Genomic DNA, 18,193 nt, shown 5'->3' with positions numbered 1-18,193 from the left:
CGTCCGCCTGCATAAGGTGGGCGCACTGGAGTCAGGAGATGCCCAATGCGTAGCCCCATCAAACTCGAATTCTCGGAAAAATACGACCGGGATCATGCTCGTCAGTATTTTCTCAAGCACCAGGATGGCCTGGCTCGGCGCCTTTCCCACCAGCGCGACGAACAACTGGCGCGACGAGCCCTGGCGCTTGCCGGCGAGCCGGGGCTGGTGCTCGATCTGCCCTGTGGTGCAGGACGGTTCTGGCCTTTGCTGGCGGAAAAAGCCAACCGGGTCATCATCGGGGCAGATAATTCTGCCGCGATGATTGAGACAGCCTGTGCGGCACAACCGCCAGAGATCGTCAAGCGGGTACGGCCCTTGCAGACTTCCGCCTTTGCGATCGATCTGCCGGACAACGCGGTGGACAGCATTTTCTGCATGCGCCTGTTCCATCACATAGGTGATCCCGCGCATCGAAAGACAATTCTCTCTGAATTTCAAAGGGTTAGCCGTGATAGTGTGATTTTGTCGTTGTGGGTGGACGGCAATTTCAAAGCTTGGCGTCGGCGCAAGCTTGAGGCTCGGCGCAGCCTCCGGGCTGCGCAGGACAGCTACCAAAATCGATTTGTGTTACCTGCGGCTACAGTGGAAGAAGAGTTTTCCTCAGCTGGCTTCAGAATCCAGGAACGTCTCGACTTTCTGCCGTTCTATGCCATGTGGCGAGTTTACGTATTGCGCAAGGGGTAAAGGGTCATGGCGGTAGCGCAGCATCAATCCAGACAGTTCGATTTTTACTGGCAGCAGCAAGGGGAATGGGTCGAGGAACCCAACCAGCGGCGTGGCGGCGAGAGCGGCGTGCAACGACTGAGTGATGACCACGGCCACATGCTGTATGCGAAACGCCAGGTCGGGCATATCTACCGCAGCCTTCTGCATCCCTTCGGGCGCCCCACGGTGTTGCGCGAACTTGATGCGTTGCACAGTTTCGAGCAACTGGGCGTGCGGGTACCCCGTATCGTCTATGCAGGTGCCGAGCGTGACGCCGATCACCAGTGGCGTGCGTTGCTGGTCAGTGAAGCCCTAGACGGCTTTGTCGATCTTGACACCTGGCATGCCTCGGGGGCTCGCGAGCGATACCCACAGGCAGTGCAAGAGCGCATGTTCAAGGACCTGGCCGACAATCTGGCGCGCATGCACCTGGGCCATTGGCAGCATGGTTGCCTGTATGGCAAGCATGTGTTCGTCAAGGTATATGGCGAAGGCGAGCAGGCCCGGGTGGAGGTCGCATTGCTGGATTTGGAGAAATGCCGTCGGCGCATCAGTTGCCAGCGGGCGGCGTACAACGACCTGCGTCAATTGCGTCGCCACTCGTCGTTCAGTGAAGCGGAGTGGCAAACCTTGCTCTACTTTTACCAAATGGCGTTTGGCAGCGCTGTCAAAGGTTTAGGGCAATGAAACTAGAAATCGCTCGAGCTTTGTTCCTGGTTGCGGCGTTAGCGGTGACTACCGCAGCGGCGGCGGCCTGGGAGCAACCGCGGCCCATGGTGTTCAGCAAGGCCGGGGAGGGTGGGCAGTGCCCGTTGCCTCGTGTGGTGAAGGCTGACCAGGCGCAGGCTCAGCCAGATCATGATCTTTTACTGTTTCTGTTCGGAATGAGCCAGGGCCTGCGGCCGGTTGGTTGAGGCAGGTCGTCTTGACGGGCGCCAGGGGATCTCCATGAGCCTCTGGCGTTTCGCCGTTTAATCCGCGGTACTCGCCTGATAGCTGTCGATCACTTCCTGCGCCGCGCGAAACGCATCGATCGCCGCCGGCACCCCTGCATACACCGCGCAATGCAGCAACGCCTCGCGAATCTCCTCGACCGTGCAGCCATTGTTCAACGCCCCACGTACGTGGCCCTTGAGTTCCTGCGGGCACTTGAGCGCGGTCAGAGTGGCCAGGGTGATCAGGCTGCGGGTCTTCAGCGGCAACCCGTCGCGGGCCCAGACGCTGCCCCATGCATGTTCGTTGACGAAGTCCTGCAGCGGTTGGGTGAACGCCGTTGCGTTGCCCAGGGCGCGATCGACGAACGCATCGCCCATCACCTGGCGGCGAATACGTTCACCCGTCTGTTTCGTGTCGGCCATGTTGTTTTCCTTAGTGTTGGCGGCGCCAGGCGCGGATCGTCGTGTAAAGCAGCACGACCCCGAGCACCGGCATTACATAGAACAGCATCAGTTGTTCGAGGCGTCCGGCCAATGGCAGGCCGGTGGTGAAGGTCACCACGTGCAGGCCGTAGGCCAGGTAAAGACACAGGAATACCAGGCCTTCGGCGCGGGTTACCCGGTAGCCTGAATAGAATACTGGCAGGCACAGCGCGGCGACGCCGAGCATCACCGGCAGGTCGAAGTCCAGTGCATTGGGTGAAATCGACAAGGGAGCGGGTGCGGTCACTGCCGTCAGCCCCAGCACCGCCAGCAGGTTGAATAGGTTGCTGCCGATCACCGTGCCCACGGCGATCTCCCGTTCGCCACGCAGGGCCGCGATCAGCGCGGCGGCCAGTTCCGGCAGCGAGGTGCATACCGCAACCACGGTCAGGCCGATGATGCGTTCGGACAGGCCCAGGTCGGTCGCCACCTCGACGGCTGCCTCCAGTACCAGGTAACCCGCCAGGCTCAGCAGCCCCAGCCCCAGGAGAATCTGCAGCAGTGCCCCGCTCCAGAAGCGCAGCGGGCTGGCGTGCTTGGTGCATGGCGCCGGGTAGGTGCGGGCGTAGTGGCGCGACTGATGCCAGAGCATGGCCAGGTAACCGGTCAACCCGAGCAGTAGCAGGCCGCCTTCGAGCCGCCCCAGTTCACCGTTGAGCGCGAGCAGGTATACCAGGGCGCTGGCGAGGATCATCAATGGGATATCCAGGCGCACCAGCTGGCGTGACACACGCAGCGGAATGATCAGTGCGGCAAGGCCCAGGATCACCAGCACGTTGAAGATGTTGCTGCCCACGACGCTGCCCACAGCGACATCCGGCGCGCCCTGGTAGGCGGCTTGCAGGCTCACGGTCAGCTGTGGCGCCGTACTGCCGAAGGCGACCAGGCTCAGGCCAATGATCAGAGGGCGCACGTGCAGGCGGCTGGCCAGGCGCAGAGCGGCGCGTACCAGTAGCTCGGCACCAAAGATCATCAGCAGCAGGCCCAGGCCCAGTTGCAGCAGGCTGAAGGCGGGGAGGGTGGCCAGGTCGAAAATGGCGAGGGCTCCAGTCAGGTCAATCGCTCAGACCTTGTACCCGGACTCGCGCGGTTCCGCTACGGAGCATGTCGATTTTTTCTGCGGCTGCGCGTGAAAGGTCGATCAGCCGGCCGCGGGTGTGCGGGCCACGGTCGTTGATGCGTACCACAACGCTGCGCTGGTTGGCCAGGTTGGTGACCAGCACACGGCTGCCAAAGGGCAGGCTGCGGTGGGCGGCGGTGAGGCCATGCTGGTTGAAGGGCTCGCCGCTGGCAGTGCGTTTGCCATGGTGGCGTGAACCGTAATAGGAGGCGGTGCCGGTTTCGTTGTAACCGCGGGGGTCGATGTCGTGGCTGGCGCAGCCGGCCAGGACGGAGAAGAGGGTGAGGGTGGTGAGGGATCGTTTTAGCAAGTCGGACACTCCGGTGTTGCCGCAGACGATCGCGGGGCAAGCCCGCTCCCACGACAGATCGTGGGAGCGGCGGTGCGCCGATGCGACTTGCACCGCGATTGGGGTCACCCTTCGAGCTTGGCCTTGAGCAATTGGTTCACTTGCCCCGGGTTGGCCTTGCCTTTCGACGCTTTCATCGCCTGGCCGACGAAAAAGCCGAACATCTTGCCGCGCTTGGCTTCATCGGCGGCGCGGTATTGTTCGACCTGTTCGGCGTTGGCGGCGAGCATCTCGTCGAGCATCTTGTCGATCGCGCCGGTATCGGTGACCTGCTTGAGGCCGCGGCTTTCGATGATGCTGTCGGCATCGCCTTCGCCGGCGGCCATGGCCTCGAACACGGTCTTGGCAATCTTGCCGCTGATGGTGTTGTCACGGATGCGCAGCAGCATGCCGCCGAGGTATTCGGCACTGACCGGCGACTGGTCGATCTCGACGCCGAGCTTGTTCAGCAGGCTGCCCAGTTCCACCATCACCCAGTTGGCGGCCAGCTTGGCATCGCCGCCGATCTTCACCACCTGTTCGAAGTAGTCGGCCTGCTCTCGGCTGGAGGCCAGCACGTTGGCGTCATAGGCCGACAGGCCGTACTGGCTCTGGAAGCGCTCGACCTTCTGTGGTGGCAGCTCCGGCAGGGCGGCGCGCACGCTGTCGAGGAAGCCTGGCTCGATGACCACCGGCAGCAGGTCCGGGTCGGGGAAGTAACGGTAGTCGTTGGCTTCCTCCTTGCTGCGCATGGAGCGGGTCTCGTCCTTGTTCGGGTCGTACAGGCGGGTTTCCTGCACCACCTTGCCGCCGTCCTCGATCAGGTCGATCTGGCGCTGGATCTCGCTGTTGATCGCACGTTCGATGAAGCGGAACGAGTTGACGTTCTTGATCTCGCAGCGGGTGCCGAACTCGGTCTGGCCCTTCGGCCGGATCGACACGTTGCAGTCGCAGCGCAGCGAACCTTCGGCCATGTTGCCATCGCAGATGCCCAGGTAGCGCACCAGGGCGTGGATGGCCTTGACGTAGGCCACGGCTTCCTTGGCGCTGCGCATGTCCGGTTCGGAGACGATCTCCAGCAGCGGGGTGCCGGCGCGGTTCAGGTCGATGCCGGTGGCGCCGTTGAAGTCTTCGTGCAGGCTCTTGCCGGCATCTTCTTCAAGGTGCGCGCGGGTCACGCCGATGCGCTTGATGGTGCCGTCTTCCAGGGCGATGTCCAGGTGGCCCTTGCCGACGATCGGCAGGTCCATCTGGCTGATCTGGTAGCCCTTGGGCAGGTCGGGGTAGAAGTAGTTCTTGCGCGCGAACACGTTGCGCGGCCCGATCTCGGCATCGATCGCCAGGCCAAACATGCACGCCATGCGCACGGCCTCCTGGTTGAGCACCGGCAGCACGCCAGGCATCCCCAGGTCGACCAGGCTGGCCTGGGTGTTCGGCTCGGAGCCGAAGGTGGTGGCGCTGCCGGAGAAGATCTTCGACTGGGTGGCGAGCTGGGTATGAATCTCCAGCCCGATCACAACTTCCCATTGCATGTGTGAACTCCTCAGAAGCCGTTGGGGGCGCGGGTGTGCCAGTCGGTGACTTGCTGGTAACGGTGCGCGATGTTGAGCAGGCGGCCTTCCTGGAAGTACGGGGCCAGCAGTTGCACGCCCACCGGCAGGCCGTCGACGAAGCCGGCTGGCATCGACAGGCCCGGCAGGCCGGCCAGGTTGGCGGTGATGGTGTAGACGTCTTCGAGGTAGGCGGCGACCGGATCGCTGCTCTTGGCGCCAAGTTTCCAGGCCGGGTTCGGCGTGGTCGGGCCGAGGATCACGTCGACGTCGGCGAACGCGGCCATGAAGTCGTTCTTGATCAGGCGGCGGATCTGTTGCGCCTTGACGTAGTAGGCGTCGTAGTAGCCGGCCGACAGGGCGTAGGTGCCGACCATGATGCGGCGTTGCACTTCCGCGCCGAAGCCTTCGCCACGGGAGCGTTTGTACAGGTCGGTCAGATCTTTCGGATCTTCACAGCGATGACCGAAGCGCACGCCGTCGAAGCGCGACAGGTTGGAGGAGGCTTCCGCCGGGGCGATCACGTAGTACGCCGGGATGGCATGCTGCATGTTCGGCAGGCTGATTTCCTTGACCACCGCGCCGAGCTTTTCCAGCTCCTTGACGCTGGCCTGAACCAGGTCGGCGATGCGCGGGTCGAGGCCGGCGCCGAAGTATTCCTTCGGCAGGCCGATGCGCAGGCCTTGCAGCGAGGCGTTCAGGTTGGCGCTGAAGTCCGGTACCGGCTCGTCGACCGAGGTAGAGTCCTTGGCGTCGAAGCCGGCCATGCCCTGCAGCAGCAGGGCGCAGTCTTCGGCGGTACGGGCCAGCGGGCCGCCCTGGTCGAGGCTCGAGGCGTAGGCGATCATGCCCCAGCGCGATACGCGGCCATAGGTCGGCTTGAGGCCGGTCAGGTTGGTGAAGGCTGCCGGCTGGCGGATCGAACCACCAGTGTCGGTACCGGTGGTGGCCGGCAGCAGGCGCGCGGCCACGGCGGCGGCCGAGCCGCCGGAGGAACCGCCGGGCACGTGCTCGAGGTTCCACGGGTTCTTCACCGCGCCGTAGTGGCTGGACTCGTTGGCCGAGCCCATGGCGAATTCGTCCATGTTGGTCTTGCCCAGGGTGACCATGCCGGCTTCGGCCAGCTTGGCGACCACGGTGGCGTCGTACGGGGCGGTGAAGCTGTCGAGCATCTTCGAGCCGCAGCTGGTGCGCACGCCGTTGGTGCAGAACAGGTCCTTGTGGGCGATCGGCGCACCGAGCAGCGCGCCGGTCTCACCAGAGGCACGGCGGGCGTCGGCGGCGCGCGCCTGGTCCAGGGCCTGTGCTTGGGTGACGGTGATGAAGCTGTTGAGCTGCGGGTCGAGCTGCTTGATGCGCGACAGCAGGGCACCGGTCAGTTCTTCCGAGGAGAACGACTTGTCGGCGAGACCGCGGGCGATTTCGGCCAGAGTGAGTTGATGCATGGCAGGCGCTATCCCTTAATCGATGACTTTCGGAACCAGGTACAGACCGTTTTCGGTCGACGGGGCGACGGCCTGGTAGCGGTCGCGCTGGTTGCTTTCGGTGACCTGGTCGGGGCGCAGGCGCTGGGTGGCTTCCAGCGGGTGGGCGAGGGGCTCGATGCCAGAGGTGTCGACGGCTTGCATCTGGTCGACCAGCCCGAGAATACTGTTCAAGGCATCGGTGAAGCGTGGCAATTCGCCTTCATTCAGGCCCAAGCGGGCCAGATGGGCGATCTTTTCCACGTCGGAGCGTTGAAGCGCCATGGGGATCTCCAGGGAAACGAAAAACGGAATGGGTCCGCAGATGAGGAACATGCCGGCATTCTGGCGGTCAAAGGGCCGCGAACATCGGCAGGCATGCTCGGAAAAACAACCAATTTAACATATTGGCTCCTTGCCCAAAATCCCTGCCATTGTTAGAGTTTGCCGCACTTTTTTACCCACGCTTTCCCCAGGGTCACTTTCCCATGTTCAAGAAACTGCGTGGCATGTTTTCCAGCGATCTGTCCATCGACCTGGGTACTGCCAACACCCTTATCTACGTGCGTGAGCGCGGTATCGTCCTGAATGAGCCCTCGGTTGTTGCCATCCGTACCCACGGCAACCAGAAAAGCGTCGTCGCAGTCGGTACCGAAGCCAAGCGCATGCTGGGCCGCACCCCCGGCAACATTGCTGCCATTCGTCCGATGAAGGACGGCGTGATCGCCGACTTCAGCGTTTGCGAAAAGATGCTGCAGTACTTCATCAACAAGGTGCATGAGAACAGCTTCCTGCAGCCCAGCCCTCGTGTGCTGATCTGCGTGCCGTGCAAGTCGACCCAGGTCGAGCGCCGCGCCATCCGTGAATCGGCCCTCGGTGCCGGTGCCCGTGAAGTATTCCTGATCGAAGAACCCATGGCCGCCGCCATCGGTGCCGGCCTGCCGGTCGAAGAGGCCCGCGGCTCGATGGTCGTCGATATCGGTGGCGGTACCACCGAGATCGCCCTGATCTCGCTCAACGGCGTGGTCTACGCCGAATCCGTGCGCGTCGGCGGCGACCGCTTCGACGAAGCCATCGTCACCTACGTGCGCCGCAACTACGGCAGCCTGATCGGCGAATCCACCGCCGAGCGCATCAAGCAGGAAATCGGTACCGCCTACCCGGGCGGCGAAGTGCGCGAAGTCGACGTCCGTGGCCGCAACCTGGCCGAAGGCGTGCCGCGTGCTTTCACCCTGAATTCCAACGAAGTGCTCGAGGCGCTGCAAGAATCGCTGGCGACCATCGTCCAGGCGGTCAAGAGCGCCCTGGAGCAGTCGCCGCCGGAGCTGGCCTCGGACATCGCCGAGCGCGGCCTGGTGCTGACCGGTGGTGGCGCGCTGCTGCGCGACCTGGACAAGCTGCTAGCCCAGGAAACCGGCCTGCCGGTGATCGTCGCCGAAGACCCGCTGACCTGCGTCGCCCGCGGCGGTGGCCGTGCCCTGGAGATGATGGACAAGCACGCCATGGACCTCCTCTCCAGCGAGTGATCGCTGAAGCAGTAGTGTATGTCCAGGTTTACAGGTGGCACGCACAGTGCTACCTGTAAGCGCTGTGCTGGCGCCCGCCCGGGCGCCTTTTCCGTCAATCCGCAGCAGGCCGGTGCATTGCCCCATGTCCAATGACCTCCTGAGTCGTCCACGAGGAACGGCCCATTAAACCGCTTTTCTCCAAGGGCCCCTCGCTGGGCGTTCGCCTGCTCGTGCTGGTCGTGCTGTCGGTCGCGCTGATGGTGGTCGACTCGCGCTTCGACCTGCTCAAGCCAGTGCGCAGTCAGATGGGCCTGGTGCTGATGGAATCCTACTGGATCACCGATCTGCCGCAGCGCACGTGGCAGGGCGTGGCTGGCCAGTTCGGCAGTCGCACCGAACTGATCGCCGAGAACGAGAAACTCAAGACCGAGGCCCTGCTGCTGCAGGGGCGCCTGCAGAAGCTGGCCGCCTTGACCGAGCAGAACGTGCGCCTGCGTGAGCTGCTCAACTCTTCGGCGCTGGTCAACGAGAAGGTCGAAGTTGCCGAGCTGATAGGTGTCGATCCCAATCCGTTCACCCACCGTATCCTGATCAACAAGGGCGAGCGCGATGGCGTGTTCCTCGGCCAGCCTGTGCTCGATGCCCGTGGCCTGATGGGCCAGGTGGTCGAGCTGATGCCTTACACCTCGCGGGTGCTGCTGCTCACCGACACCACCCACAGCATCCCGGTGCAGGTCAACCGCAACGGCCTGCGCGCCATCGCCAGTGGCACGGGTAACCCGGAGCGCCTGGAGCTGCGCCACGTGGCCGACACCGCCGACATCAAGGAAGGTGACCTGCTGGTCAGCTCCGGCATGGGCCAGCGCTTTCCGGCCGGCTATCCGGTGGCGACGGTCAATGAAGTGATTCATGACTCCGGACAGCCTTTCGCCATTGTCCGTGCCATCCCCACCGCCGCGCTCAACCGCAGTCGCTATATGCTGCTGGTGTTCAGCGACCGGCGCACGCCCGAGGAGCGCGCCACCGAGGCCGCGATCGCTCAGGAAGAAGCTGATCGCCAGGGGGCCAGCCACAACCAGGTGCCGGCCGCGCCAGCTCCCGCGGTACCGGCTGGCGCCCCCCAGCAACCACCTGGTTCGCCCTCCGCGACCCCAGCGCCGGCTGCAGGCACGGCGCCGGCCCAACCGGCCGCCGCGCCCGCCCAACCCCGGAGACAATAATGGCCAGCACCCGTAGCAGAAACGGCTGGGCCATCTGGCTGACCTTCGCCATTGGCCTGTTGCTCAGCGTTTCGCCCATGCCGCAGTTCATGGAAGTGTTCCGGCCGATGTGGCTGGCCCTGTTGCTGGCCTTTTGGACCCTTGCGGTACCGGGCAAGGTCGGTATGACCACCGCGTTCCTGCTGGGTTTGGCCGAGGATGTGCTGTATGGCACCCTGCTCGGCCAGAACGCCCTGATCCTTACCTTGATCACGTTCCTGGTGCTGTCATTGCAGCAGCGCCTGCGCATGTTCCCCATGTGGCAGCAGAGCCTGGTGATCCTGGTGATCTTCGGTATCGCCCAACTGATCCAGCTGTGGCTCAGCGCGCTGACCGGTAATCGCCTGCCGACCCTGGCCCTGGTCTGGTCGGCGGTGATCAGCGCCTTGCTCTGGCCGTGGGTCAGCTTTGCCCTGCGCGGCCTGCGCCATCGTCTGCATATCCACTGACGCGCCGCCACTGACAGGGAGATGTCCACATGACCCAGCTGTACCTGGCCTCCGGCTCGCCACGCCGCCGTGAACTGCTGACCCAGATTGGTGTGCCGTTCACAGTGGTCAGCGCGCCCATCGATGAAACCCCGTTGCCGGGCGAAGCGCCGGCGGCCTACGTCGAGCGCCTGGCCCAGGCAAAGGCGGTTGCGGGCTTCGCCCACACCGATGGCGCAGGGGTGGTACTGGGCGCCGACACCACCGTGGTGCTCGATGGCCAGATCCTTGGCAAGCCGGAGGAACGTGAGCAGGCGTTGGCCATGCTTGGCGACCTTTCCAAGCGCGAACACCAGGTGCTTACCGCCGTTGCGCTGACCGATGGCCAGCGCAGTATCAGCCGCTGCGTCAGCACCACCGTGCGCTTTCGCACCATCTCTTTCGAAGAGGCGCTGCGCTACTGGAACAGCGGCGAACCGCTCGACAAGGCCGGTGGCTATGCGATCCAGGGCTTGGGCGCGGTGTTCGTCAGCGGCATCGAGGGCAGCTACTCGGCCGTGGTCGGGCTGCCCCTGAGTGAAACCGCCGAACTGCTCGAGCAATTCGGCGTGCCATGTTGGCAACTGCAAGAGGGTTCCGCACAGCGCTAGCCAGCCACGCCGCAGCAATCCATCATTACCCCAGACCACTGACGAGAGCGCGCCATGAGTGAAGAGATCCTGATCAACATCACCCCGATGGAATCACGCGTGGCAGTGGTGGAGAACGGAGTCCTGCAGGAGGTGCACGTAGAGCGCACCCAGCGCCGTGGCATCGTCGGTAATATCTACAAAGGCAAGGTGGTGCGGGTGTTGCCGGGCATGCAGGCAGCCTTTGTCGATATCGGCCTGGAGCGGGCCGCGTTCATCCATGCCTCGGAGATTTCCCAGCGCGAAGGGTCTGCGGTGGAGACCATCACCGCACTGGTCCATGAGGGCCAGGCGCTGGTAGTGCAGGTCACCAAGGACCCCATAGGCAGCAAGGGCGCTCGCCTGACCACTCAGCTGTCTATTCCGTCCCGCTACCTGGTTTACATGCCGCGCAGCAGCCATGTCGGTATCTCCCTCAAGATCGAAGATGAAGCCGAGCGTGATCGCCTCAAGCAGGTGGTCACCGACAGCATGGCCCAGGAGGAGATGAAGGACGCCGGTGGCTTCATCCTGCGTACCGCGGCCGAGGGCGCACGTGCCGAGGATATCCTTCAGGACATCCGCTACCTGCGCCGCCTGTGGGAGCAGATCGGCTCGCAGATCAAGACCAGCGGAGCGCCCGTGGTCATCTATGAGGACCTCGGTCTGGCGCTGCGGACCCTGCGTGATCTGGTCAACCCGAAGATCGAGAAGATCCGCATCGACTCGCGGGAGACCTTCCAGAAGACCACCCAGTTCGTGGCCGAGTTGATGCCGGAAATCGCCGATCGCCTGGAGCATTACCCTGGCGAGCGGCCGATTTTCGACCTGTACGGCGTGGAAGACGAGATTCAGCGTGCGCTGGAGCGCAAGGTACCCCTCAAGTCCGGTGGCTATCTGGTGGTAGACCCGGCCGAGGCGATGACCACCATCGACGTCAACACTGGTGCGTTCGTCGGTCATCGCAACCTCGAAGAGACCATCTTCAAGACCAACCTCGAGGCGGCCACCGCGATTGCCCGGCAACTGCGCCTGCGCAACATCGGTGGGATCATCATCATCGACTTCATCGACATGGAGGACGAGGAGCACCAGCGCCAGGTCCTGCGTACCTTGGAGAAGCAGCTCGAGCGTGATCACGCCAAGACCAACATCATCGGCATCACCGAACTGGGCCTGGTGCAGATGACGCGCAAGCGCACCCGGGAAAGTCTTGAGCAGGTGCTGTGCGAACCATGCGCGGCGTGTCAGGGGCGCGGCAAGCTGAAGACACCGGAGACGATCTGTTACGAAATTTTCCGCGAGATTCTTCGGGAAGCCCGTGCCTACCAGGCCGAGGGCTATCGTGTGCTGGCCAACCAGAAGGTCGTGGACCGCCTGCTCGACGAAGAGTCGGGCAATGTCGCCGAACTTGAAGCTTTCATCGGGCGAACCATCCGCTTCCAGGTGGAGTCCATGTATTCCCAGGAACAATACGATGTGGTGCTGCTCTGACCCTTTCTAACAGCGGTCGCCCCATGGATGGGCTGGCAAAGCGCTATACACCGGCCATAGTTAAGGGACGACTTGGAGGGCCTCGGCCATGGAACGTCTGACCCGCGTTCTGAGCGCCTTGACCCGCTGGGGGCTGGTTATCTGCGCCCTGCTGGCGGTGCTGGTGGCGCTGTATGTCAGCCTCGGTCGGCAACTGGTGCCTCTGGTCGCCGAATACCGTGCAGACGCCGAACTCAAGGCCGAACAGGCCTTGGGCATGCCCGTGCACGTCGGGGCGCTCGAGGGGCGCTGGAGCGGCCTGGCACCGATGCTGCGGGTGCGCGACCTGCAACTGGGCGAGGGGGCCACAGGGTTGCGTCTGGACGACGTCAAGCTGGTGCCTGACCTGTGGGCCAGTCTCAAGGCGCGTGAAGTGCGTCTGGCGCGGATCCAGCTCAGCGGCCTGCAATTGATCCTGCGTGAAAACCAGGAGGGTGTCTGGGCCCTTGAAGGCCTGCCGCAGCAGCAAGATGCTCCGCTTGACCCGGCGCAGGCACTCACGCGTCTGCGCCAACTTGGACGAGTCGATGTCTTCGACAGCCAGGTCACCCTGCATCCATGGCAGCGCGATCCCCTGACCCTTACCTACGTCAGCCTCGGCGTGCAGGCGGGGGCCTCACGCCAAAGCGTTGATCTGCGCGCCACGTTGCCCGACGGCCAGCCCCTGGCGATGAGCCTGAACAGCCGCGCCACAGCCAAGACCTGGCGCGACGGACGTGTACAAGCCTATCTCAGCCTGCCGCAGAGCGACTGGGCGCGTTGGTTGCCGCCGCGATTGCTAGGCCAATGGCAGGCCAGTGCCTTGCGTGCCGGTGGTGAGTTCTGGATCGACTGGAGTCAAGGGCAACTGCAACGGGCGATGGTTCGTCTCAATGCTCCGCAGCTCAAGGGGGCCTATACCGGGCGCAAGGCCATCACCGTGGACAACCTGGCGCTGTCGGCCTGGTTCCAGCGACAGGACCAGGGCTTTGACGTCGCTGTCGACTCTCTGGCCATGACGCTTGGCAAGGCGCGTTGGGAGTCGCACCTGCAACTGGCTCAGCGTCCGGGGCAGGGCCCAGCCGAGGAAAGCTGGCAAGTGCAGGCTGACCGGCTCGACCTGACACCGCTGACGCCGCTGATCGACGCCCTGGCGCCATTGCCGGACAAACTGATGACGGTGGTCGACGCGCTCAAGGTGACGGGTGCCCTGCGCAATGTGCGCCTGGACATCCGCCCCAAGGCCGAAGGTGACCAACGGCTGCAGTTCGCCGCCAATCTGGAAAAGGTCGGCTTCGATGCCTATCACGGCGCGCCTGCTGCCGGTAATGTCACCGGGGCGATCAGCGGTGACCTCGGGCAAGGCGAGCTACGCCTGGATACCCAGGCATTCATGCTGCACCTGTACCCGATTTTCGGCAAACCCTGGCATTACCCTAAAGCCAATGCCCGCCTCACTTGGACCCTGGACAAGGAGGCCTTCACCCTGGTCGCCCCCTATATCAAGGTGCTGGGCGACGAGGGCAAGATTGCCGCGGACTTTCTGATTCGTATCCACCTGCAGCCGGGCCATGAAGACTACATGGACCTGCGGGTAGGCCTCACCGAGGGCGACGGGCGCTACACCGCCAAGTATCTGCCCGAGGTGCTAAGCCCCGCTCTGGACGAATGGCTGCGCAGTGCCATCGTCAAGGGCAGCGTCGACGAGGGCTACTTCCAGTACCAGGGGTCACTGCATCATGATGCACCCCCTCACGCTCGCGATATCAGCCTGTTCTTCAAGGTGCATGACGCGGCGCTGGATTTCCAGCCGGGCTGGCCGCAGGTGCAACAGGTCGATGGCAATGTCTATATCGAAGATACCGGCGTGCGCATCCAGGCTCACAAAGGGTTGCTGCTGGACACCCAGGTCAGCGATGTCAGTGTCGACATCCCTCATGTGGAAGGTGGACAGCCCAGCCACCTGCTTTTGGAGGGTGATTTTGCGGGCAGCCTCGGCGACGGGCTGAAGATCCTCAAGCAAGCGCCTATCGGCACCGAGGAAATATTCGCCGGCTGGGAGGGCGAGGGGCCGCTCAAAGGCAAGGTCAAGCTCGATGTTCCTCTGGCTCACGGGCAGCGGCCCAAGGTGCTGGTGGATTTCGCGACTGCCGACGCCATCTTGAAAGTGGCGCCTCCGTCCCTGGAGCTGAGCCAGCTGAAGGGCAACTTCAGCTTCGATATCGACAAGGGCCTGAGCGGCAAGGACATCAGCCTGCACGCCTTCGGCAAACCGGTCAGTGCCCAGATCACCGCCGAAGGGCAGGGCCAGATCCAGACCCGGATCAATGCCAGTGGCCAGGTTGCCCTCAAGGCCCTGACCGACTGGTTGCAGTACACGCAGCCACTGCCAGCCTCGGGCGAGCTGCCGTATCAGTTGCAAGTAACACTGGGCAGCCGCGATAACCGCTTGATCGTGAATTCATCACTCAAGGGCCTCGCTATCGACCTGCCGGCGCCGTTTGGCAAAGCTGCCGGGGAGACGCGCGACAGCCGCTTCGGCCTGACCCTGCAGGGCCCCGAACGGCGTATTGATGGCAGCTACGCAGATCTGGCCCGTTTCGCTTATGCCGCTCCTGCGGACAGGCTGGCCCAGGGCCGTGGCGAGCTGTTGTTGGGCACAGGCGAGGCCAGTTTGCCGTCTGGCCAGGGCCTGAGGGTGCGTGGCCGGCTGGAGACACTGGACCTGGCCCCTTGGCAGCAACAGATGGAGCGCCTCGCCGGCAAGGATCCGGGCGGCAGTGCCCGGCAGAACTTGCAGAGCGTTGACCTGAGCATCGGCCAGCTCAAGGCATTCGGCATGGACCTCAACCAGGCAGTGATTCGCCTGCTGCGTGGCGGCCCAGCCTGGGACCTGCGCGTGGACAGCAGGGAGGTCATCGGCAACGCGCGTATTCCCGATGCCAAGACCGCGCCAATGTCCATCCGCCTGCAGAGCCTGCGCCTGCCGCCGGCCGACCCTAACGAAGCCCAGGCTGAGAATGCGCCTGACCCCCTGGCTGATGTCGATCCGCGCAAGGTGCCCGCGCTGGATCTGACCATCGACAAACTGTACCGCGGCGACGACCTGTTTGGCAGCGCTACGCTGAAGCTGCGCCAGGGAGCCCGGGGCATGCTGATGAGCGACATCGACCTGGACCTCAAGGGGCTGCATATCGACGGCACTGGTGGCTGGGAAGGCGAGCCGGGCAGTAGTTCGAGCTGGTACAAGGGGCGCATCGACGGCAAGGATCTCGGCGATGTCCTCAAGGCCTGGGGTTTCGCCCCTACGGTCACCAGCCGCGATTTCCGCATGGATGTGGATGGCCGCTGGCCAGGCTCGCCGGCCTGGGTAAGCCTCAATCGGTACTCCGGCAGCCTCGACGCTGCCCTGCGCAGCGGCCAGTTCGTGGAGGTCGAGGGCAGCGCCCAGGCTTTGCGGGTGTTCGGTCTGCTCAACTTCAATTCGATTGGCCGACGCCTGCGTCTGGACTTCTCCGACCTTTTCAGCAAAGGGCTGGCCTATGATCGGGTCAAAGGCTTGCTGGTAGCCAGCGAGGGGGTCTACGTGACGCGCAAGCCGATCACCGTCACCGGGCCCTCGAGCAACTTCGAGCTTGATGGCACCATGGATTTTGTCCGGGACCGGGTCGATGCCAACCTGCTGGTGACATTGCCTGTGACCAACAATCTTCCGCTCGCCGCATTGATTGTCGGCGCACCGGCGGTGGGTGGCGCGCTGTTCCTCGTTGATCGCCTGATCGGTGATCGGGTGGCGCGCTTCGCCAGCGTGCACTATCGCGTCGAAGGACCGGTCAAAGAGCCTAAAATCACCTTTGTGAAACCCTTTGATAAATAACCCAGGGGTGGTCATGACGTCAGCAGTGATCCAGATGGTCAGCCAGGACGATGTGCTGGCCAACCTGCAACGTGCCACGGTGCTGATCGAGCAGGCTGCCGCTGGTGGCGCGCGGCTGGCGGTGCTCCCGGAAAACTTCGCCGCCATGGGCCGGCGTGACGCCGCGGTCATTGGTCGGGCCGAGGCGCTGGGTGAGGGGCCGATCCTGCCATGGTTGAAACGCACCGCCCGCGACCACAGGTTATGGATAGTCGCGGGTACCTTGCCGTTGCCGCCGGCCGGTCAGCCTGAGGCCAAGGCTCATGCCTGCTCGCTGTTGATCGACGAGGATGGCGAGATCGCCGCTCGCTACGACAAGCTGCACCTGTTCGATGTGGACGTGGCCGATAACCGTGGCCGCTACCGCGAGTCGGACGATTATGCCCACGGCAGCCGGGTAGTGGTGGCCGACACACCGGTGGGCCGCCTGGGCCTGTCGGTGTGCTACGACCTGCGCTTCCCCGAGCTGTACAGCGCTTTGCGCGCCGCTGGGGCCGAACTGATCAGCGCGCCAGCGGCGTTCACCGCGGTGACCGGCGCCGCGCACTGGGAGGTGCTGATTCGCGCACGGGCCATCGAGACCCAGTGCTATGTACTGGCGGCCGCCCAGGGCGGCGTACATCCGGGGCCTCGGGAAACCCACGGCCAGGCGGCGATCGTTGATCCCTGGGGGCGGATCGTCGTGCAACAGGCGCGAGGCGAGGCGGTGTTGCTTGCCACGCGCGATATCGAAGAACAGGCGTCCATTCGGGCGCGCATGCCGGTTACAACACACCGGCGCTTTTTCTCGCAGGACGCCTTGCGGCCTGCGCATACCTCGGAGTGACTATGAGCCAGATGTTATCCACCGTCAGTGAGCAGCTCCTGGCCCCGGGCGGGTTGACCCTCGACAGCCTGCAGACGGTGCTGGGCGAGTTGGCCGGTCCCGGCATTGATGCCGCCGACCTGTATTTCCAGGGCCAGATCTCGGAAACTTGGGCACTGGAGGACGGTATCGTCAAAGAAGGCAGCTTCAACCTCGACCAGGGCGTTGGCGTGCGTGCCCAGTCCGGCGAGAAGACCGGGTTTGCCTATAGCAATGCGATCAACCTTGAAGCCCTGACGTCGGCGGCGCGTGCCGCCCGCTCGATCTCCCGCGCCGGGCAGAACGGCACTGTGCAAGCCTTCCGCAGCCAGGACGTGACCGCCCTGTACGCGCCTGACAACCCCCTGGATGTACTGACCCGCGCCGAGAAGGTCGAGCTGCTCAAGCGCGTCGATGCCGCCACCCGTGCCCTCGACTCGCGCATCCAGCAGGTCAGCGTGAGCATGGCTGGGGTGTGGGAGCGCATCCTGGTAGCTGCCGCCGATGGCAGCCTGGCCGCCGACGTGCGTCCTCTGGTGCGTTTCAACGTCAGCGTGATCGTCGAGCACAACGGACGTCGCGAACGTGGTGGGCAGGGCGGCGGTGGGCGCACCGACTATCGCTATTTCAGTGAAGAGCGGGTGATGGGCTACGCCCGTGAGGCGCTGCGCCAGGCGCTGGTCAACCTCGAGGCGATTCCCGCTCCGGCCGGCACGCTGCCGGTGGTGCTCGGCCCGGGTTGGTCGGGCGTGCTGCTGCACGAGGCGGTCGGCCACGGCCTGGAAGGCGACTTCAACCGCAAGGGCAGCTCGGCGTTCAGTGGTCGCATCGGTGAAAAGGTGGCTTCAAGCCTGTGCACTATCGTCGACGACGGCACGCTCGAAGGCCGTCGCGGCTCGCTCAGTGTCGATGACGAAGGCACGCCAACCGAGTGCACCACGCTGATCGAGAACGGCATCCTCAAGGGCTACATGCAGGACAAGCTCAATGCCCGCCTGATGGGCATGGCGGTAACTGGCAATGGCCGGCGCGAATCCTACGCGCACCTGCCGATGCCACGCATGACCAACACCTACATGCGTGCCGGGGACAGCGACCCGCAGGAGATCATCGCCTCGGTGAAGAAGGGCATCTACTGCGCCAACCTTGGCGGTGGCCAGGTGGACATCACCAGCGGCAAGTTCGTGTTCTCCACCAGTGAGGCCTATCTGATCGAGGACGGCAAGATCACCGCGCCAGTAAAAGGCGCGACCTTGATCGGCAATGGTCCGGAAGCGATGCGCGGTGTGTCGATGGTCGGCAACGACCTGGCGCTGGACAGCGGCGTGGGCACGTGCGGCAAGGATGGGCAGTCGGTGCCGGTGGGCGTTGGCCAGCCGACCCTGAAGCTGGATGCGATCACCGTCGGTGGTACCGGTGGGTGATGTTCAAT

At 64.0% G+C, this 18,193-nt stretch carries 17 protein-coding genes; 11 read left to right on the top strand and 6 right to left on the bottom strand.

Translation table 11 applies throughout. The features are described from left to right. The first annotated feature begins 45 nt into the window (after positions 1 to 45). From BMY03_RS03020 to BMY03_RS03010, 3 genes are read left to right on the top strand one after another with little or no spacing between them, the layout of a single operon-like run. The gene (locus BMY03_RS03020; protein WP_094010212.1) at positions 46 to 726 is read left to right on the top strand and encodes a class I SAM-dependent methyltransferase; all 681 of its coding nucleotides are present in this window, start codon (positions 46 to 48) and stop codon (positions 724 to 726) included. Positions 727 to 732: 6 nt separating this feature from the next. Beyond that, the gene (locus BMY03_RS03015; protein WP_023629765.1) at positions 733 to 1,434 is read left to right on the top strand and encodes a lipopolysaccharide kinase InaA family protein; all 702 of its coding nucleotides are present in this window, start codon (positions 733 to 735) and stop codon (positions 1,432 to 1,434) included. Beyond that, positions 1,431 to 1,661: a hypothetical protein gene (locus BMY03_RS03010; RefSeq protein WP_023629764.1), complete on the top strand. Its 231-nt coding sequence runs from the start codon at positions 1,431 to 1,433 to the stop codon at positions 1,659 to 1,661. Before BMY03_RS03015 ends, BMY03_RS03010 begins: the two co-directional genes overlap by 4 nt. A gap of 57 nt (positions 1,662 to 1,718) precedes the next feature. Here the strand turns inward: BMY03_RS03010 and BMY03_RS03005 are convergent, their stop codons facing one another. The 6 genes from BMY03_RS03005 to gatC all read right to left on the bottom strand — a co-directional run bounded on the left by BMY03_RS03005 (position 1,719) and on the right by gatC (position 6,911). After that, positions 1,719 to 2,105, bottom strand: coding sequence for a carboxymuconolactone decarboxylase family protein (locus BMY03_RS03005; RefSeq protein ID WP_023629763.1), 387 nt, complete (start codon positions 2,103 to 2,105; stop codon positions 1,719 to 1,721). Between the two features lie 10 nt (positions 2,106 to 2,115). Further along, the gene (locus tag BMY03_RS03000; RefSeq protein WP_038707423.1) at positions 2,116 to 3,159 is read right to left on the bottom strand and encodes a calcium/sodium antiporter; all 1,044 of its coding nucleotides are present in this window, start codon (positions 3,157 to 3,159) and stop codon (positions 2,116 to 2,118) included. Positions 3,160 to 3,220: 61 nt separating this feature from the next. Beyond that, entirely contained in the window at positions 3,221 to 3,595 is a 375-nt protein-coding gene (locus tag BMY03_RS02995) for a septal ring lytic transglycosylase RlpA family protein (protein WP_031315376.1), read from the bottom strand. A gap of 104 nt (positions 3,596 to 3,699) precedes the next feature. Further along, positions 3,700 to 5,145 carry an Asp-tRNA(Asn)/Glu-tRNA(Gln) amidotransferase subunit GatB gene (gene gatB, locus BMY03_RS02990; protein WP_094010211.1) on the bottom strand — a complete coding sequence of 482 codons (1,446 nt, stop codon included), beginning with the start codon at positions 5,143 to 5,145 and terminating at the stop codon, positions 3,700 to 3,702. A gap of 11 nt (positions 5,146 to 5,156) precedes the next feature. Continuing rightward, the gene (gene gatA, locus BMY03_RS02985) at positions 5,157 to 6,608 is read right to left on the bottom strand and encodes an Asp-tRNA(Asn)/Glu-tRNA(Gln) amidotransferase subunit GatA (RefSeq protein WP_094010210.1); all 1,452 of its coding nucleotides are present in this window, start codon (positions 6,606 to 6,608) and stop codon (positions 5,157 to 5,159) included. A 15-nt stretch (positions 6,609 to 6,623) separates the two neighbouring features. After that, on the bottom strand, positions 6,624 to 6,911 hold the full coding sequence (gene gatC / locus BMY03_RS02980; protein WP_094010209.1) for an Asp-tRNA(Asn)/Glu-tRNA(Gln) amidotransferase subunit GatC: 288 nt from the start codon (positions 6,909 to 6,911) through the stop codon (positions 6,624 to 6,626). 203 nt (positions 6,912 to 7,114) lie between these two features. Here gatC and mreB point away from each other — a divergent pair, with 203 nt between their 5' ends. The 8 genes from mreB (at position 7,115) to tldD (ending at position 18,185) form a co-directional block, all read left to right on the top strand. Further along, a complete protein-coding gene (mreB, locus tag BMY03_RS02975; RefSeq protein ID WP_003255163.1) occupies positions 7,115 to 8,152 on the top strand; it encodes a rod shape-determining protein MreB in 1,038 nt (345 codons plus the stop codon). A gap of 212 nt (positions 8,153 to 8,364) precedes the next feature. Then, positions 8,365 to 9,354: a rod shape-determining protein MreC gene (mreC, locus tag BMY03_RS02970; RefSeq protein ID WP_232888049.1), complete on the top strand. Its 990-nt coding sequence runs from the start codon at positions 8,365 to 8,367 to the stop codon at positions 9,352 to 9,354. Continuing rightward, positions 9,354 to 9,842 carry a rod shape-determining protein MreD gene (gene mreD / locus BMY03_RS02965; protein WP_023630854.1) on the top strand — a complete coding sequence of 163 codons (489 nt, stop codon included), beginning with the start codon at positions 9,354 to 9,356 and terminating at the stop codon, positions 9,840 to 9,842. Before mreC ends, mreD begins: the two co-directional genes overlap by 1 nt. 29 nt (positions 9,843 to 9,871) lie before the next feature. Further along, the gene (locus tag BMY03_RS02960; RefSeq protein WP_094010207.1) at positions 9,872 to 10,471 is read left to right on the top strand and encodes a Maf family protein; all 600 of its coding nucleotides are present in this window, start codon (positions 9,872 to 9,874) and stop codon (positions 10,469 to 10,471) included. A 54-nt stretch (positions 10,472 to 10,525) separates the two neighbouring features. Next, positions 10,526 to 11,983 carry a ribonuclease G gene (gene rng, locus BMY03_RS02955; RefSeq protein WP_023630855.1) on the top strand — a complete coding sequence of 486 codons (1,458 nt, stop codon included), beginning with the start codon at positions 10,526 to 10,528 and terminating at the stop codon, positions 11,981 to 11,983. Between the two features lie 88 nt (positions 11,984 to 12,071). Next, positions 12,072 to 15,878, top strand: a complete 3,807-nt coding sequence (locus BMY03_RS02950; RefSeq protein WP_094010206.1) for a YhdP family protein — start codon at positions 12,072 to 12,074, stop codon at positions 15,876 to 15,878. A 13-nt stretch (positions 15,879 to 15,891) separates the two neighbouring features. Next, a complete protein-coding gene (locus BMY03_RS02945; protein ID WP_094010205.1) occupies positions 15,892 to 16,743 on the top strand; it encodes a carbon-nitrogen hydrolase family protein in 852 nt (283 codons plus the stop codon). A 2-nt stretch (positions 16,744 to 16,745) separates the two neighbouring features. Then, positions 16,746 to 18,185 carry a metalloprotease TldD gene (tldD, locus tag BMY03_RS02940; RefSeq protein WP_094010204.1) on the top strand — a complete coding sequence of 480 codons (1,440 nt, stop codon included), beginning with the start codon at positions 16,746 to 16,748 and terminating at the stop codon, positions 18,183 to 18,185. Positions 18,186 to 18,193 lie beyond the last annotated feature (8 nt).

Source organism: Pseudomonas soli, from assembly GCF_900110655.1.
Lineage (GTDB): Bacteria > Pseudomonadota > Gammaproteobacteria > Pseudomonadales > Pseudomonadaceae > Aquipseudomonas > Aquipseudomonas soli.
This window is presented reverse-complemented; position numbering and strand designations above follow the sequence as displayed.

What these genes read in the sequence shown, in the direction of transcription:
- BMY03_RS03020 (WP_094010212.1), top strand. Translation starts at nt 46, where the DNA reads ATGCGTAGCCCCATCAAACTCGAATTCTCGGAAAAATACGACCGGGAT.
- BMY03_RS03015 (WP_023629765.1), top strand. Translation starts at nt 733, where the DNA reads ATGGCGGTAGCGCAGCATCAATCCAGACAGTTCGATTTTTACTGGCAG.
- BMY03_RS03010 (WP_023629764.1), top strand. Translation starts at nt 1,431, where the DNA reads ATGAAACTAGAAATCGCTCGAGCTTTGTTCCTGGTTGCGGCGTTAGCG.
- BMY03_RS03005 (WP_023629763.1), bottom strand. Translation starts at nt 2,105, where the DNA reads ATGGCCGACACGAAACAGACGGGTGAACGTATTCGCCGCCAGGTGATG.
- gatB (WP_094010211.1), bottom strand. Translation starts at nt 5,145, where the DNA reads ATGCAATGGGAAGTTGTGATCGGGCTGGAGATTCATACCCAGCTCGCC.
- gatA (WP_094010210.1), bottom strand. Translation starts at nt 6,608, where the DNA reads ATGCATCAACTCACTCTGGCCGAAATCGCCCGCGGTCTCGCCGACAAG.
- gatC (WP_094010209.1), bottom strand. Translation starts at nt 6,911, where the DNA reads ATGGCGCTTCAACGCTCCGACGTGGAAAAGATCGCCCATCTGGCCCGC.
- mreB (WP_003255163.1), top strand. Translation starts at nt 7,115, where the DNA reads ATGTTCAAGAAACTGCGTGGCATGTTTTCCAGCGATCTGTCCATCGAC.
- mreD (WP_023630854.1), top strand. Translation starts at nt 9,354, where the DNA reads ATGGCCAGCACCCGTAGCAGAAACGGCTGGGCCATCTGGCTGACCTTC.
- BMY03_RS02960 (WP_094010207.1), top strand. Translation starts at nt 9,872, where the DNA reads ATGACCCAGCTGTACCTGGCCTCCGGCTCGCCACGCCGCCGTGAACTG.
- rng (WP_023630855.1), top strand. Translation starts at nt 10,526, where the DNA reads ATGAGTGAAGAGATCCTGATCAACATCACCCCGATGGAATCACGCGTG.
- BMY03_RS02950 (WP_094010206.1), top strand. Translation starts at nt 12,072, where the DNA reads ATGGAACGTCTGACCCGCGTTCTGAGCGCCTTGACCCGCTGGGGGCTG.
- BMY03_RS02945 (WP_094010205.1), top strand. Translation starts at nt 15,892, where the DNA reads ATGACGTCAGCAGTGATCCAGATGGTCAGCCAGGACGATGTGCTGGCC.
- tldD (WP_094010204.1), top strand. Translation starts at nt 16,746, where the DNA reads ATGAGCCAGATGTTATCCACCGTCAGTGAGCAGCTCCTGGCCCCGGGC.